Source organism: Oceanobacillus damuensis, from assembly GCF_001618145.1.
Classification (GTDB): Bacteria; Bacillota; Bacilli; order Bacillales; family Amphibacillaceae; genus Oceanobacillus; species Oceanobacillus damuensis.
Genome location: NZ_LQNF01000025.1, coordinates 17,967 through 34,129, shown reverse-complemented (window position 1 = coordinate 34,129; position 16,163 = coordinate 17,967). Strand labels below are relative to the sequence as shown.

17 protein-coding genes are annotated in these 16,163 nt (G+C 34.6%); 5 read left to right on the top strand and 12 right to left on the bottom strand.

The annotated features are described in order from the left end of the window. Positions 1 to 57 precede the first annotated feature (57 nt). A complete protein-coding gene (locus A4245_RS13695) occupies positions 58 to 663 on the bottom strand; it encodes a recombinase family protein (RefSeq protein ID WP_067728859.1) in 606 nt (201 codons plus the stop codon). Positions 664 to 1,173: 510 nt separating this feature from the next. Here A4245_RS13695 and A4245_RS13690 point away from each other — a divergent pair. Beyond that, positions 1,174 to 3,561, top strand: a complete 2,388-nt coding sequence (locus tag A4245_RS13690; protein ID WP_067728857.1) for an AAA family ATPase — start codon at positions 1,174 to 1,176, stop codon at positions 3,559 to 3,561. A 161-nt stretch (positions 3,562 to 3,722) separates the two neighbouring features. Here A4245_RS13690 and A4245_RS13685 read toward each other — a convergent pair whose 3' ends face one another. From A4245_RS13685 to A4245_RS13635, 11 genes are all read right to left on the bottom strand, one after another. Next, the gene (locus A4245_RS13685) at positions 3,723 to 5,168 is read right to left on the bottom strand and encodes a VWA domain-containing protein (RefSeq protein WP_067728856.1); all 1,446 of its coding nucleotides are present in this window, start codon (positions 5,166 to 5,168) and stop codon (positions 3,723 to 3,725) included. Positions 5,169 to 5,237: 69 nt separating this feature from the next. Next, positions 5,238 to 6,374 carry an AAA family ATPase gene (locus A4245_RS13680; RefSeq protein WP_067728854.1) on the bottom strand — a complete coding sequence of 379 codons (1,137 nt, stop codon included), beginning with the start codon at positions 6,372 to 6,374 and terminating at the stop codon, positions 5,238 to 5,240. Positions 6,375 to 6,401: 27 nt separating this feature from the next. Further along, positions 6,402 to 6,602, bottom strand: a complete 201-nt coding sequence (locus A4245_RS13675; protein ID WP_067728852.1) for a hypothetical protein — start codon at positions 6,600 to 6,602, stop codon at positions 6,402 to 6,404. A 14-nt stretch (positions 6,603 to 6,616) separates the two neighbouring features. Then, a complete protein-coding gene (locus A4245_RS13670) occupies positions 6,617 to 7,513 on the bottom strand; it encodes a DUF6744 family protein (RefSeq protein WP_067728850.1) in 897 nt (298 codons plus the stop codon). Between the two features lie 68 nt (positions 7,514 to 7,581). Next, positions 7,582 to 7,869 (bottom strand): hypothetical protein, encoded by a 288-nt coding sequence (locus tag A4245_RS13665; RefSeq protein ID WP_067728848.1) that lies wholly within the window; start codon positions 7,867 to 7,869, stop codon positions 7,582 to 7,584. A gap of 24 nt (positions 7,870 to 7,893) precedes the next feature. After that, positions 7,894 to 8,073, bottom strand: a complete 180-nt coding sequence (locus A4245_RS13660) for a hypothetical protein (RefSeq protein WP_067728846.1) — start codon at positions 8,071 to 8,073, stop codon at positions 7,894 to 7,896. A gap of 79 nt (positions 8,074 to 8,152) precedes the next feature. Continuing rightward, the gene (locus A4245_RS13655) at positions 8,153 to 8,335 is read right to left on the bottom strand and encodes a hypothetical protein (protein ID WP_067728844.1); all 183 of its coding nucleotides are present in this window, start codon (positions 8,333 to 8,335) and stop codon (positions 8,153 to 8,155) included. Positions 8,336 to 8,426: 91 nt separating this feature from the next. Continuing rightward, positions 8,427 to 9,077, bottom strand: a complete 651-nt coding sequence (gene radC / locus A4245_RS13650; RefSeq protein WP_067728842.1) for a RadC family protein — start codon at positions 9,075 to 9,077, stop codon at positions 8,427 to 8,429. A gap of 119 nt (positions 9,078 to 9,196) precedes the next feature. Then, positions 9,197 to 9,571: a hypothetical protein gene (locus A4245_RS13645; protein ID WP_067728840.1), complete on the bottom strand. Its 375-nt coding sequence runs from the start codon at positions 9,569 to 9,571 to the stop codon at positions 9,197 to 9,199. After that, positions 9,571 to 9,798, bottom strand: coding sequence for a hypothetical protein (locus A4245_RS13640; RefSeq protein ID WP_067728838.1), 228 nt, complete (start codon positions 9,796 to 9,798; stop codon positions 9,571 to 9,573). Before A4245_RS13640 ends, A4245_RS13645 begins: the two co-directional genes overlap by 1 nt. Before the next feature lie 681 nt (positions 9,799 to 10,479). Continuing rightward, a complete protein-coding gene (locus A4245_RS13635) occupies positions 10,480 to 12,393 on the bottom strand; it encodes a lipoteichoic acid synthase (protein ID WP_067728836.1) in 1,914 nt (637 codons plus the stop codon). 898 nt (positions 12,394 to 13,291) lie between these two features. On the opposite strand from A4245_RS13635, the gene istA reads away from it, so the two are divergent. The 4 genes from istA to A4245_RS20950 all read left to right on the top strand — a co-directional run bounded on the left by istA (position 13,292) and on the right by A4245_RS20950 (position 16,148). Then, on the top strand, positions 13,292 to 14,797 hold the full coding sequence (gene istA / locus A4245_RS13630) for an IS21 family transposase (RefSeq protein WP_067728834.1): 1,506 nt from the start codon (positions 13,292 to 13,294) through the stop codon (positions 14,795 to 14,797). Next, the gene (istB, locus tag A4245_RS13625) at positions 14,790 to 15,509 is read left to right on the top strand and encodes an IS21-like element helper ATPase IstB (RefSeq protein WP_067728832.1); all 720 of its coding nucleotides are present in this window, start codon (positions 14,790 to 14,792) and stop codon (positions 15,507 to 15,509) included. The genes istA and istB overlap by 8 nt, the downstream gene beginning before the upstream one ends. Positions 15,510 to 15,697: 188 nt before the next feature. Continuing rightward, positions 15,698 to 15,790, top strand: coding sequence for an aspartyl-phosphate phosphatase Spo0E family protein (locus A4245_RS20955; protein ID WP_084268808.1), 93 nt, complete (start codon positions 15,698 to 15,700; stop codon positions 15,788 to 15,790). An 85-nt stretch (positions 15,791 to 15,875) separates the two neighbouring features. Beyond that, positions 15,876 to 16,148: a response regulator gene (locus A4245_RS20950; RefSeq protein WP_084268803.1), complete on the top strand. Its 273-nt coding sequence runs from the start codon at positions 15,876 to 15,878 to the stop codon at positions 16,146 to 16,148. Positions 16,149 to 16,163 lie beyond the last annotated feature (15 nt).

Here is a 16,163-nt window from a genome sequence, read left to right as displayed (position 1 = left end):
GGTCACCTTTCTATTTACTTATATTGTTGAATCTAATACGTTTAAAATTAAATCCTATTAACTATTTAATTGCTTTTTTATTGAATAAATGGTATTTCTGGATATTCCTACTTCACGATGTATATCAATAACACTATTTTTCTCTTTTAATAACTGTATTACCTTATCATAAATCACTTTATCTTTACCAGTAGCCCCAGCATGATATTTTTTCTTGCCACCGCGGAACTTACCTTCTTGCTTTGCAATTTCTATTCCTTCTCTTTGAGCAGCCCTAATACGCTCTCTTTCTTCATCCACCATCCATGATAGCAACGTAAGCACTAAATCAGAAACTAATTGTCCAACACCTTCTAATTCTTTGTATTTTCTTGTATCAAGAATTGGCATGTTTAAAACGACAATATCAATTTCTTCTTTAACAAGTTCTTCCCATTCTTCCTTTATCTCCTGTTTGTTACGACCAAATCGACTTAAATCATGTACAACTAAAACATCTCCAAATCGCATCTTAGAACGCATTTCTTTATAAACAGGTCTTTCAAAGTTTTTACCAGATTGTTTTTCTCGAAGTATTCTATCACACCCAAATTTTTCCAATTCCTTTATCTGGCGATCTAAATTTTGATCTTTCGTACTAACCCTTGCATATCCAAAAATCACCACTCTCACTTCCCATTCAATGAACAAGTCTGTTTGAACAACTTTATATATTGATATTACTACATTTCTATTTGTTTGAACAGCGTGTACTCTAGGAGAACAAATATTTATAACTTTAATTTTTCAGTTTATCAATTAATTGATTACTTCGTGATGTGATTTTTTCCTTTGAAATTTGTAAAAATCTATCTGTAATTTAAGGTACATAAAAGTACCCTAAGGGCGGAACTTTTTTAAGGTCTCTCAATAGGGTACTTTATTTTACTAGTTGACCTTTTTTCATATGTTTATTATAGCAATAGTCGATATTAAGTAGATTGTAATTCGTTATATTTTTTTGGTAAGAAGCTGATTTAATCACATTGTTTAAAATGAATTAACCTTCTTATTTTCTATAATTTTCCACAAAACTAAAACAAATAATAGATTATTTATCCAATAGTGGTATAGTTAATTGTAACTATAAACTTTACTTAGAGGTAAATATCTAAGTAATTTGGAGGGAAGCAAATGAGTATTTCAACAATCAAAATTTCAGGCGGTTATTTTAATTCACAAAAAGAATTTAAACTTTTCCATAATCATAAGCAAGTTGCTACAGTTATTTATGGAAAAAATGGGAGTGGTAAATCTTCTATTTCACGTGCTTTTCAAGAAGTATTCAATTCTGAACCTACTAAAGAAAAGGAGTTTTCGTCAATAGAGTTTTATAAACTAAAAGCCCATCCCTCTCAGGGTATAGAGCTAATTGACACATCGAAAATTAGTATACCATGCTATGTACATAATGAAGAGTTTACTCATGACACTGTTTCATTTAATGATAGTGGTCTTGGAACTATAGTTATGTTTGGCGAACAATTAGATATTAAAAAAGATTTAGAGGCATTAGAAGAAGATCTAAAAAAGTCAGAAGAAAAGTATAATACTACCATCGAAAAGGTAGAGAAAATGTCCAACCCTAATAACATAGATTCGCATTTTAATATTAAGGAACAAATTAAAAATAAACTCAGACAACTTTGGTCCGTTAGACACCAAAATATAAATGATTTAAAAACATTGGGTAGAGTTGATACTAATCTATTCGGAGAGCTAATGAATTTTGAGAGTATTAATGATTCTTATGAAAATCTTTTTACTGTATTTGAGAATACTTATAGTAAATATCTAAAATTAAAATCGGCTACTCCAATCAAAGACGTTGAACCTTTATTATTAGATATTAATATTGAAAAGTTAGTTAACCTTTTAAAATCAGAATTACAACAACCACACCTAAGTGAAAAAGAACAAAAAATCCTTGAGGTCTATAAATCATTAGACAATAAAAAAACTACTGATGCTAACATATTCTTAAACAATTCAGACAATACATGCCCGATATGTTTTCAAAATGTCGATATCGATCATAAATCAATGGTTCTTGAAACCATCGGAAAAATCCTAAATACAGAGGCTGCGAATAATTTAAAAAACACCTTAAACCAGATAGAAGTCAAATATTATAAAATAGATGTTTCATCGATCGAAACAATTGTTGATGACAAGATAATCAACAATCTTAAAACTCACATCGAATCTTACAATGAATTTATAAAACGATTAGAGTCTGAACAAAATAATAAAAAAAATAATCCTTATTCTCCAATAAGAATAGATTTTGACATTAATCATTTAGTCAACATTATCAATGAATGTATTAAAACAGTAAATTTAGAAGTAAAAAAATTTAATAAACAAATCACCATAAAAAAAACCATAGCCGACGAGCTAAAAGATATCAATAAAAAATTGGCATATCTAGAGTGTAAAGAGTTACTAAACTTATATAAAGAAAAGAATAAGCTTTTCTTGGAAGCTAAAGCGGATAAAATAAGCGGAAATAAAGAGATTAATAATATACAGGGGAAAATCGATAAAAAGCAAGCAAGTTTAGAAAATGTAGAAATTGCCCTTGAATTAATAAACAATTACTTACGTTATATTTTTTATGATGAAAACAGATTATACTTAGAACCATCTAAGGACTCCTATAAAGTAATGAGTAGAGGAAAGCCTGTTAAACCAAGTTCTCTATCAATTGGCGAAAAAAATATAATTTCATTGTGTTATTTCTTCTCTACCTTGTTCCAAAATAAAAGTATGGAAGATTTATTTAAGAATGAATGTCTTTTAATTCTAGATGATCCATTATCAAGTTTTGATTTTGAAAATAAAGTTGGCGTATATTCGTTTTTAAGATATATTCTTAATGAATTACATTATGGTAATGAAAAAAGCAAATCAGTTATTTTCAGTCATGATTTAGATGTTCTATACAATATGGCCAAAGTATATAGTGATTTAAATATTACTGATAAAAATAAAGGACTAAAATTATTTTATTTAGATAGCCAAGAACTAGATGTAGTAAAACAAGAAAATTTTGATGAATATTCAACCTTAATTCAGAGTGCATTTGATTTTATAATAGATAGTTCTACTAATGACTTAAATATCGGAAATAATCTAAGGAGAATCTTAGAAGCATTTGCTACCTTCAACTATAAATGCAGTGTTGAAGAATTAACTAGACATCCTGATATTTTATCAAAGCTTCCATCCGAAGTACATTTTTATTTTAAAAATAGTATGTATAGATTAATCTTGAATACTGAAAGTCATTTAAAAGAACGATCTAGACAATTACTTACAAGTTCATTTAAAGAACATTTTTCAATAGAGGAAAAAAAACGTACAGCAAAAGATATTTTAATGTTTCTTTACTATTTAGATATAGTACATTTAAAGTTTCATCTAAAAAAAGAGAAAACAGAAGATGTATCATTAAAAATTAAACAAATCGAAGATTGGACTCAAGAGATCAATTCCAATTCAGAAAATCTGATGATTTAGTCTTAAAAAGTAATATTAAAGGCAAAAAGAAGGAGTGCAAATTAAACTGTATAAGCGAGAGAGCGTACGGCTTCACTTCGCTATTATTTTACACTCCCATACATTAATTTTATGTATATAATAGAAAACAGGCTCCAGCATACAGGAGCCTGTTCTGGCAATTATATTTCAAAAGCGGTGAAAGTTCCTTCATCGTGGAAATTATTTATTTGGATAATTTTTTTGGAAAAAAGGTTGACGGTATCACTTCGGTATCCAATTATTAGCGACAACACGTTAAATTCCTTCCTTTGTTTTTGCTTCTGAAAATCATTTATAAATGACTCTGTTACACTAGCCTCTCCATCAGTCACAAATACAATATCAGCTTTTTTAAAACTACTTTCATTTATAACTTCCAACGCTTTTCCTAAAGGAGCTTCAAAATTCGTTCCTCCCCCAATAAATCTTTCACATAGATCGACCATATCTTTTGCCTCAATCTTTCCTTTTTTATAAAGATATTTATATGCCTTTGAAGAAAATGGTATCAAGGCAAAATCTCGTTTTTGCCTTTTAGCGATACTCATCAGAGCTAATGCAAAGCCTTTGGATTGCGAATCCAAGTTATTCATGCTGCCGGATTGATCCAGGCAAAGAATGAATGGACCTTTTCCCAACGTATCTTTCCCCTTTGCATCATATTGACGTGTTTTCTGTTTTGAAAAAAGGCGTAGAAAATCCATTTTTGTTGCCTCATTCTTGTACATAGCCAGTTCCGATGGCAAGACCCTTTCCAGGTTATTTCCTAATGTAATGCCACTTCTCGTTGTTGCCTTGTTATGTTTGTTCTTTTGCTTCTTGCGGGCAATTTGCTTGAATCTTCCAGCCCAATCAGCAATTTCTTTCATTTTCTTTTGTTCTTCCATTTTGTCCGCTAACTTCAATTGATCACGGAGGGGTACCTTTTTTAGCTCCGCTTCTCCACTGCCTGCTTTGGTTCCGCCCATCAGTGATTTTACAGACTCCCTTGTATCCTGTGTGTCCTGCATCGCTTGTTTCATTGCTTTTCCGAATCCTATATGATTATCACGTAATGCCTTGTCTATTTGTTCATGCAGATTGGCCAATAACTTCTGTAAATCTGCTTGCAGACTTTCATTCCCATTACCAACTCCATTATCCTGTTCCTGTTGTTTCAACTGCCGCTGCATCCGCTCGATATCCTTTAATGTTTTGTTCAATTCATTATTATTGTGCTGTTCTTCCTGTAGCCATTCCTTTGTTTTCTTTCCCAACTGAACTGTTCCGATTGCTGAAGACAAGTCATCCAGACGGGTGTACTCCCTAAAATGGTGGAAGTTCTCATCATCCATCATTCGTTGCATCAGTGAATGATTTGGATACAGGTAATCGCTCACTATCTCCAGCTCCTTTAATTTCGGATTCACTTTATACAAGCCTGCCCATATATCACTTAAGAGTGATTCGTACGTTGGAAAAGGCTGTTCAAATTCGTTTAGATTTTGCAATCCCTTGGACATGGCATACAGCTTTTTAAATCCCCTCTGGTCATATTTATCCGTATTCAGGACGGACTGATTCGTATCTGTCTTAATCGTATACATGTTCAACACTCCTCCAAAAAATAAAGAAGTGCTAAAGGAGGAAACCCTTCAACACTTCTTATTATGTGATTAATTTGGCATTGGCTCTTCAATCGGTTCCAAAACCGAATTTGTTAACGTCTCCAGATTCTCTCTGAGTTTTTCACTTACTTTCTCAATATCCTGTATGCGAGCAGGATGCTTCTCCTTCACATTATTTAACTCTTTGGCAAGCGACTTTATTTTTTGGGTTGCTTCCAATACATAATTTGTGTTTTCACTCTCTTGCAGCTGTTTCATGATGTCTGCTGATTCTTCGGTTACGGATTCAAGCAAACGGGAAACAACATCTTGTGCATGCTTACGGATGATTTCGGTAACCTGTCCTTTTTGATCGATATTTTGCCACAGGGCATGCTGCAAAAATAAAATGTCTTTCACTTCGACGATTTGCCGTTGCTCCATCAGTGCCTTGGCCTGCAAGACCGAATAGCAGCGCTGTATCCTTCGATCCGAGGGAAAGATTCCTTCATCGCGTAATTCCTCCCAGATGTCTGCCACTTTCTCATAGACCTCATCGGGAATGGCAACCATTTCACGCAGGAATTGGAGGTTTTCCAATTCTTCCAGCGAGATCGTAGGCATTTCTTGCTCTTGCCCAGTTCCTTTCATCACTTTAAGGAGATTACGACGGTCCTTGATGTAATCCACTTCAAATCGCAGCAGAAATCGGTCGAACAAGGCATCCAATCCATCTTCCTCATCGGGATACTCATTACTTGCTCCCACAAGTGTCATCAGGGGCATATCCATTTCTTCGGTACCATTTTCAAACGTGCGTTCATTAATCGCCTTTAACAACGCATTTAGAATCTCGGAACTCCCTTTGAATATTTCATCTAAGAATACGAGATGGGCTTCGGCCAATTTCTTTTCCGTATTGTGTTTGTGAATTCCTTCCTCGATGTCTTTTAACATTATTCCTCCGAATACTTCATCCGGTGTCGTGTACTTTGTCAGCAACCATTGGAAATAGGTTGAATTCTCAATGATGGTTGATAACTCCATCGACAAGGCGCTCTTGGCTGTACCCGGCGGACCGACCAATAGAATATGCTGCCTGGACAACAAGGCAATCAGCATTCCTTCCACCTGCTGTTCACGCTCCAGATACTTCCCGTTCAGCGCATCTTTAATTTCCCTTATCTTCATTAAATTGTTCGACATGGGTAGCCTCCTTTTCCCTTCCACATTTTATTTGAATAACTGTTCTTTTAAGATGGCGAGTTCATGTTGCTTCATCTGTATTTCCTTTTCTTTCATTCGCAATTCTCTTTCTTTTAAAAAGTTTGCTTGTCTTATTTCCTTTTCAATCCCTTTTAATCGCTTAGTCATTTCCGGAATATGGTAACCGAAAAAGTCCTGTCCCATTTTCGTCAAATGAAATTGATTCACGTTTTTCATCCTCTCTATATTTCCGTAACCATTCTGGAAATTTCACTACGGATCGTTGCTATCGTTTTTTCCATCCTGGCTGATTCGTCTGTGACAATAGATTTATAGTTACGGTGATTTTTAATCATCCCATTCGCTTCATCAATCAACACTTTAATTTGACCTTTTGAAAGCCGATTGCTGTTTCTGCATTCTGCCAAAACCGATTTCAGATGATCAAGCAGTTTTTTATTGACCATATGACGGTTGTCCATACTGTCAATGACAGGGATCTTATACCCTTCACTGTTATCTAGTGAGGAAATAAACTGAACCAGTTTTGCCAATTCCATGCTCTTTGAATCCGGGACAAAATATATTCCCCCGTTTTTCCGTACAGGTGTCGGGGCAAGGGATTGCATTATACTATTTACCATGACCCGAACCTGTTGGGCTGCATAATGACTTCTATAAATAACGAACTTTCTTTCAACTTCCTGTGAAAGCTCCTGTGCCATGGAATTCTCCACAGTAAAGGTCAACCGATTATTTTTCTTATCCAGTGTGATGATTCCTGCCTTTGAATCATAAGATAATCTTTTCCCATGCTGATCGACGGTTTCGATAACCATATTCCGTTGAATCAGCTCTTTATCTGAATACACTTCACGAATAAGAATATTTTCAAATACACTTGGATTGGAAGTTGCTTTCCGCTGCTCGATTTCCTTCGTTGCACGTCTGAATGCATCGGCAGACCGAATCGGCTTTGGCATCCACGCTGAGTCGAGTCCTGCATCTTTCAGTTTTATTTCCAACTCTTTCGCTTCTACCAATTGTTTTCCCACGCTATACCAGGTTAGATAACCTAAAAGGTCCATCTCCTCATTCTCGTCATTTTTGATCGCTGTCATCTTTTTCAGCTCTATCACGAGTATCCACCCTTTCCATTTTTTTAGATGAAAAAGACAGGAACTTAAATATTCCTGCCTTCTTTTAATTAATACTCTCTTGGCAAAATGACAATATAGATTCTTTCCGTCTCATATTCCTCGGCAATAATCCATATTTGTTCAGGAACCACCATCCATAATTCATCAAGAATCTGATTATCACCATCCGTAACCAGTGTCGTATGACGATTCTTCTTAAACGCAAAGAAGTAGCTTGCATCCCCATGTTTAATTGATTTCTGAACTAAAATCATCAAATTATCTGAATTTAAGACATTACTTTGAAGATATGATTCGACGCCTGGAGTGACACACAGTTGAAATCCTTTCATCATTTCTTTTCGCTTCCTTCCCTTTTATTAGCCTGCATGGTAGAGATGTAATTGACGATATTGCTTAACAATCTCATCGAAATTCTCATCCGCCCATTCCTCAAAACAGCCCAGATCACAAAAATAGAGTTCTGCCTGTTCATCGAATAGCGCATCATCCAATCGAACGTTACCATCACATAACTCGCATGTTACTTTTTCATCCATCGTTACCACTCCTTTTTAAATAAAAAAGCATTCCCAAAGGCTATTCATGACAGCTTTTTAAGAATGCGCTTTGAACGATCTATAGTTTGTTTCCCAATTTCAAATAACCCTCTACTGTTTCCGTTAAGGTCATCTCCAGTTTTCCCCCCTCATCAAAACAGTTATTGACGATAGAGGCTTTTCCATTTAACTTATATTTTTCGATTAACCCATCAATAAAGCGTTCTGCATCAGATGCATGCCTCGGACCCTTGCATTCCACCGTCTCCTGTTTGGCATGTAATCGAATCCAGATCGCCTGATGGTCCTGATACTCTTCGATAAACAGTACATACTCGGGTTGGCACCTACCATCACAGACATCCTTTTTCCTTTAAACTGACAAAGTTTCCATCTCCGATGATGATATGATCAAGTACCTCAATTCCAAGCATTTTTCCCGATTCCACCAAGCGATGTGTTACATGAATGTCTTCATTTGATGGTTCAGGCAAACCACTCGGATGATTATGAAATAGGATCACCGATGCTGTAGCACGTTTGACGGCTTCCCGAAAAATCTCCCTCGGAGTGACAATCGCTGAATTCAGACTTCCGATGAATACAGTCTTTTTATGAATGATTTGATTTTTTGTATCCAAATACATTGCAACAAAATGCTCTTGTTTCAGGTATCGTAATTCTTCCATGACACATTCTGCTGCATCTTCTGGCGAACGTATCGTACCTTTTTCCTCCCTGAATAGGACACGACACCTTTTTCCAAGCAACAGGCTTGCATGTAAAGCTAAAGCCTGATTATGCGTTAACCCTTCTATCTTCATTTCTTCTACCGTCATATCAGACAGATCACGCAACTGATATTGACTTAAATGCTGAACCGTCTCTGTATTGGCAAACGGGCCCAAGATAACTGATAAAATATCCAGGTTACTTACCAATCCATGGTCTCCTATGGAATCATATGTCGAAATAGCTTCCCTAGCTTTTTCAATGGTACGCATTTATATCTCCTTTCCACACAAGACGAGTACCAGATGGCACCCGACTTGCATGCCATCTGATTATTCTGCCTTGATGGAAGGCTTTATTTTTAGTAAACTAACATTAACTTAAGTTTTATTTATCTTTTTTTACGTGACGTAAACCTTTGCGTCACTTTTTTTGTACCAAGCTTGGATAGTCTTTGTTCTTCCCAGCCCAGTTTATTGATATTAGTTTTAGAAATGTTCAACATGCTCCAAGGATCAATTCCATCTAATGCCATCTCTCTAGCCACCTCTTTTAATTCCATATCACTGAATCTCCAGGAAACTGATTCATAAAAGTTCCACGTTTCTTCCCCAGTATCAACTTCTCCATGGTCTCTCACGAAATTTTTCAATTCCTCTTTCATTTGCTTTAATGCAGCTTCCAACCGATTAATTTCATTGGCCAGTTGAATGGCATCATCAAAACTTTCGATTGCCTCTGTACGGACTTGAGTTGCTAAGCTCATTATTGAATCCCGCCTTTCTTCATCGTTTGAAATGAACCAATCCCTCTGAATTTTAGTTGCTTGGCCGTTATCATCAGGAAAATCTGATAGGCTTCTTTGGGGCTCAATTTCCGCATTTCCTTTCTGTTATTCAGAAGAAAATACCTTCTGCCTTTACGGACCAGAAACTGATTCTTTCGCTGTTCATCAGCATACGCGATGAACATCTTCTTTTGCTCCTTTAACATGGAAATCCTCCTTTTAAAGTTTTTTATAAAATAAAAAAAACCGATCAATTCCCTTTACAGGAATCAATCGGCTTTTTTATTAACCATTAAAAAAAGCATAGCCATGGCTATACATTTAAATTTAATCAACTTTTATTACATTACACATACTGTGTAACAATTTTGTGCCAAAAAACACCTATTCAACATTACCGTTTACGAACAAAAAAAAGCTTCCGGTATACGAGAGTAAACGACCTGTCAATACAAAACCTTTATGCCGAATCTCCTTCTAAAAAATGAAGATATGACGACTTCCACTAAAAGTGGCATCCCAATAAATTAACTATATATTGATATTAACCAAATAATCTAAAAATGTCAACTATTTTATAGGAACGAATGCTCGGATATGTTATGATAAGGTTAACAATAGACTGGCTCACATGAGGGGTTAAGGCACATGTTTCCTTCCGGGATATTTCCCAAGACATTATTTGGAAATTATGAAACCGAAAGCATACCCAAGAAAATATTAAACCCTGATTCTTCTGCTTAGCGTAGAAAAATCAGGATTTTTATTTATTTCAAAAAAATGTCTTAGCGTATAATATCTGCGTTTTGTGGCAGTACCCCTAATGTACAAGAACCAACTTTTTTATAAATTCCCATATAACTTTAAACGTTGTTTTGTTATATATCTTATTCTGTTGTTTTTAAATAGTTGTATTTAGTACGATCGACAGGTGTAAAGTTTTCAGGAGTATAAAACCGTAGTAGATCGCCATTTACAACTTTATCAGAAAGTAACAATTCTTCTTCTGCAAGCTGACGATACTTTTTTGCTTTTTCAATTTGTTCTTCGTTTATAAGTTCCTCTCCTGTTTTTGAATCATAAAATGTATTATCAATCCCTGTATATTCTGGACTCACATAATCACCATTACGGAAAGGTACGAGTTCATCATGCTGTTCAGATAGCATATCAGTCCCAAAATGAATATAGTCCTTTGTATCAATTCCCAAAATGTGCAAGAGTGTTGGAAGAAGGTCAATTTGACCAACATATTGTTCCATAATACTTCCTTCCATTCCTGGTACTCGAATAAATAAAGGGGTCCTCTGTAATTGTGTACTTACAAATGGAGTGACCTCTTGACCAATCACTTCTTCCATTGCATTATTGTGGTTATTGGATATTCCATAGTGGTCACCGTACATAATAATAATAGAGTTATCAAATAAGTCGTTTTCCTTTAAATCCAAGAAAAATTGTTCTAAGGCTTCATCTGCATATCGGGCTGTTTGAAAATAATTATCTACAGTTTTGTTTCCAGTAGTATGAGGTTCAATCGTTGCTTCTTCCTGATCCATGGTGAATGGATAATGATGCGTTACCGTAATAAAATTCGCATAAAAAGGTTGTGGTAAATCTTTTAGATAACCCATTGATTCTTTAAAGAATGGTTTATCCATTAATCCATAATCTGCTAGATTATCAGGATCCATTTCGTAATAACTTGAATCATAAAACTTATCGTACCCCAATGATTTATAGATTTCATCCCTATTCCAAAAACTTCCTGTATTCCCATGCAACACGGCCGATGTATAACCAACATCAGACAAAATAGCTGGTGCAGCATGATATGTGTTTAAACCTTTCGTAGTAAAAGCCGAACCCTGTGGTAAACCATATAGTGAATTTGCGACCATATATTCAGCATCTGCCGTTTTTCCTTGAGCGGTTTGGTGGAAGAAATTTTTGAAATATAAAGTATTTTCATCTCTTGTTAATGAATTTAGAAAAGGCGTTACTTCTTCACCGTGAAGTTCGTAATCTATAAGAAAGTTTTGGATAGACTCCATATGGACATAAATAATATTCATTCCTTCACCAACACCAAAATATTTTGGATTTGGTTCGGCATATTTTGCATTGGTATAGTTTCTGACTTCTGTAATATCATCGCTATCAGCAAAAACCCTTTTCGTCGATGCTTTTGTATTTTGCACAGCATCGTATATTGTGTAATTATAGATCCCTAAATATTTAACAATATAATTTCTGTCGAACCCTCGAGTTAATAACTGTGGTCTATCTACTTGTGCAAGTGCCAAATTTGCTCCAGATATTGATAATCCTAATAAGAAAACAATTCCTAATTGTTTATAGCTAAATTTACGCAAGTCAACTTTCACGACTCTAAATAGTACCAACATGATAAGAATTATAAAATCTAAAAACATTAGAAGATCATATGGCTTTAATAATGAAATAATACTTCCACTGACATTTCCAAAGTTTTGAGTTTGAGTTAATGTTGGCAATGTAATAAAGTCGTTAAAGAACCTATAAAACAGAACATTTGCATAAAGTAGAAAAGAACATAAGAAGTAAGTAATAAAAAGAACTTTGTATTTCATTTTCCCTTTGAATAGAAATGCTATCCCTAAGAAAAGAAGGGCAGATCCTAATGGATTAAGAAATAATAAAAAGTTCTGTAATGAATTGGCTACACCTAATTCAAACTGTGTTAATTGAGTAAGATATGTTTTTATCCACATGAATAGAACAGCAATAAAGTAAAAGATATAAAATGAATTTTTTATCATATTAATCAAGACACCAACCTTTGTTAAGAATCTACTATATTTATTATAAACCATTATAATTTGTTACAAATTACTATAATAATTTATAATAATATCCTATATATTACAAGTGGTAACTTCTTCATTTATGTTAATTGAGAATAAGTGTAATAGGGACAAGCAGTAATCAGACTTTGCGGTAAACAACAATAATGGGACGTCAGGTAATGATTCCAGATTGGCTCAACGGATTAGAACCTAATAATTACTGCAAGACATAGCTGGGTGTTACTCACCCAGCTATTTTTGAGGGATTTCTTTTGATTTTTTGATAGGACTAAATTTTTATTATTTCACTAAAAAATAGAATATCATCATAAATTTTCTCTCTTATATTTTCATCGATACATTTACTGTATTCACTATGTAACAGCTCTAACTCTTTAACAAAGATAACCATTTCGTCGGGTGAAATCATGATTATATCTCCAGTTTAGGTTTATTGGATTTAATTACAGTTCATAAGTTATAGATATGCAATCATTATGAGAGATCTCCGCCGGTTATCCCCTAGTCTAATTAAGAAGAAAGAATCTGTTTAAATTGATCCAGCATTTTTTCAATTTCACGTTCAAGGACATTATATTTTTCTTCCAAATCATCGAGACACCTATTTAACTCTTCTACAGCTTCCATTTACAATCTTCACCTCAGATGTAATATATTTAGGTAAAAATATCTATATGAATGCTTTTTTCGATGTTTATGGCAAACTAATAATGTAGGCATTGGCATTGGCATTTAATTTATGTACGGCCCGTAGGGCCGTACATAAATTAAAAAAACCACTTGCCAACTCCTCCAAATAACTTTAAACTCCTCGTTGGACCAACAACGTTCGACAGGAGGATATGAGGAGATGTTAGCAGTGGCTCAGATTGATTATATCAGACATGAGGTAAACCAAAAAGGAGAAACTTATGCCAACGTTGGCAGAAAGATGGGTGTTGACCCACGTACGGTTAATAAATATGCCAATCAAGATGAATTTAAAAGAAAAGAAAAACAAAAACGAAAATCACCGGTAATGGATCCCGTTAAACCAATTTTAGATAAGTGGATTAAGGAGGATCTTAAAAAGAAAAGAAAATATCATAGAACGGCAAAAAGAATGTTTCAACAGTTGGAGAAGTTTCATAGTTTCACAGGTTCTTACCGTACCGTTCGTGATTATGTATCTCGTCGTAAACAAGAATTAAAAGAAACTACGGTGGATGCGGCGTTACCGCTTGAATCATTCCCCGGTACCGCCCAAGTTGACTTTGGGACCGCGCCATTTAAATATCAGTCAGAAGTAATTGACCTCCCTTATTTGGTCATGTCCTTCCCTTACAGTAATAGCTTTTACTTTCAAGTGTTTCCTTCGGAAAATACAGAGTGTTTACTAGAAGGCTTACAGCGAATGTTTCAGCATATGGGTGGTGTTCCTAAAACAATTCGGTTTGATAATTTATCACCAGCTGTTAAGAAGATACGTGCAAAAGGAGAACGGGATTTAACCGACACATTTGATAGATTTGTTTTACACTATGGTTTTGAGTATGAATTCTGTAATCCAGGTAAAGGCAATGAAAAAGGTCATGTAGAAGCAATGGTTAAATATGTGAGGAACAACTTCTTATTACCTGAGAACACAATTTTAGGCTTGAATCAATTTAATTTGACATTGTGGGAATTGGCTGAGGAAGACCGTAATCGTCCCCATTATGAAAAAGATATTATTCAAGCTAAACTCTATGAAGAAGATAAAGATAATTGGCTAGTACTTCCAGAAAAAGAGTTTGAATGTGCCCGTTATCAAGATGTAAAAGCGGACAAATATGGGATGGTGACAATAGATAAAAAGCAGTACTCTACTTCTCCAAGATTCGCAAAACAGAAGGTAAGCGTTTGTATTACATACAACACAGTACTTATCTTAAATGACAATAACGAAGTGATAGTAAAGCATTCACGATTATATGGTATTAGAAGAAAATCCATGATTTGGCAGCCATACTTAGATCTATTGTCAAAACGTCCGAGAGCCGTGAAATATTCAAGCTTATATGACCAATTTCCAGCCATATGGTCTGACTATTTGATTGATTGTACCGAGGAAGAACAAAAAAGTGCTTTGCGTTTATTAGGAGAGCTCCTAAAGAATGATGACTTTTCATTATTAAATGAAGCTTTACAAACAGCTTCTACTCATGGGCACCCTAGTGTTGATCAAATTAAACATTGCTTTTATACATTGCTTAATCAAAATACACCTCACACAACAATTAAACCAAATTTGTCAATACCTAAGGTACCGGAGATAACTAGAGGACTATCTCATTATGATTCCTTCTTTCAGAAGGAGGGAACATTAGGTGAATGAACAGATAGAAGCATATGCCAAACGCTTAAAATTAAGTTGGATAAGAGAAAACTATCATGAGATTGAAGCAGACAATAACCAAGAATACCTTCTCAAGTTATTTGAGAAGGAGATACAGAATCGTGAAGAGCGAAAAGTAAATTTATTACTTAATCAAGCGCAGTTACCAAAAACAGGTAATCAAGCCTATCAATGGGAGCACATTCAGATTCCTCAAGGAATCAACAGAACGACAGTCCTTAACGGAGATTTTATTACCGAGAATGAGAATCTTATTCTGTATGGTGGAGTTGGTACTGGTAAAACGTATTTAGCGACGTTAATCAGCTTAAATGCCATACATAGGTTTGGCAGCCGTGTTAAGTTTCATACCGTGGCATCTTTAGTGAATAAATTGATTGAAGCGAACCAGCAAGGATCGTTAGCTAAGCTAATGAAACAAATTGAAAAACTCGATCTATTGGTATTAGACGAATTGGGATATATTCCACTTCATAAAGAAGGCGCAGAGCTGTTATTTCAGGTTATTTCAATGTGTTATGAGAATAAAAGTATAGTTATAACAACTAATCTACAGTTTGGTCAATGGAATCACGTCTTTGGAGATCCGATATTAACCGAAGCAGTCATTGATCGATTGATTCACCATTCTCATTTACTGCTTTTTACAGGAGACAGTTTTCGTTACAAAGAATCTTTATTACATGGATAATCGGGGCTGGCAAGGGGCATACAATTTTAAATGCCATTTCATACATTTTTTACTTGCCAAATACATTTTTCGATAGATCTTAGGTGTGATTTATATATAAGGTGAAAGCAAAGGGGCGAAGATGTTGAGAACACCAGGTGATACAAATAGAGAAGCCATTATGTTATTAATAGTCAAGAAAAGAAAAAATAGCAAAAAAAAGTGGGTTAAGCCCAGATGAGACAATAACCTGCAGTCAGGAACTAGATTCATTATTAAACTGTTTGTTAGAATATCAGTAAACTACGATTTTTTTGGATATTACCAGACTCTAAGTAAGCCGGTATCAATGATACTGTAGAATAGCTAATCTATGGGGGGTAAGTAATTGCAGAAGCTTCAAATGGTCAAGAAGCTATTTTAAAATATAATGAACTTCAACCTGATATTGTGATTATGGATCTAGTCATGGATGATATGGATGGAGTACAAACTTTAAGACACCTTGTACATTTATTTTCAGGTGTTAAAGTTATTATTTGTTCTTCGCTAGCAAAATCCTCATCTATACAGGAATGTTTATCCATAGGTGCCAAAGATTTTATCATTAAGCCTAACTTTAATAATCTAGTTGACGTTGTAGATAATGTTATAAATTGAATATGCAGTACACAA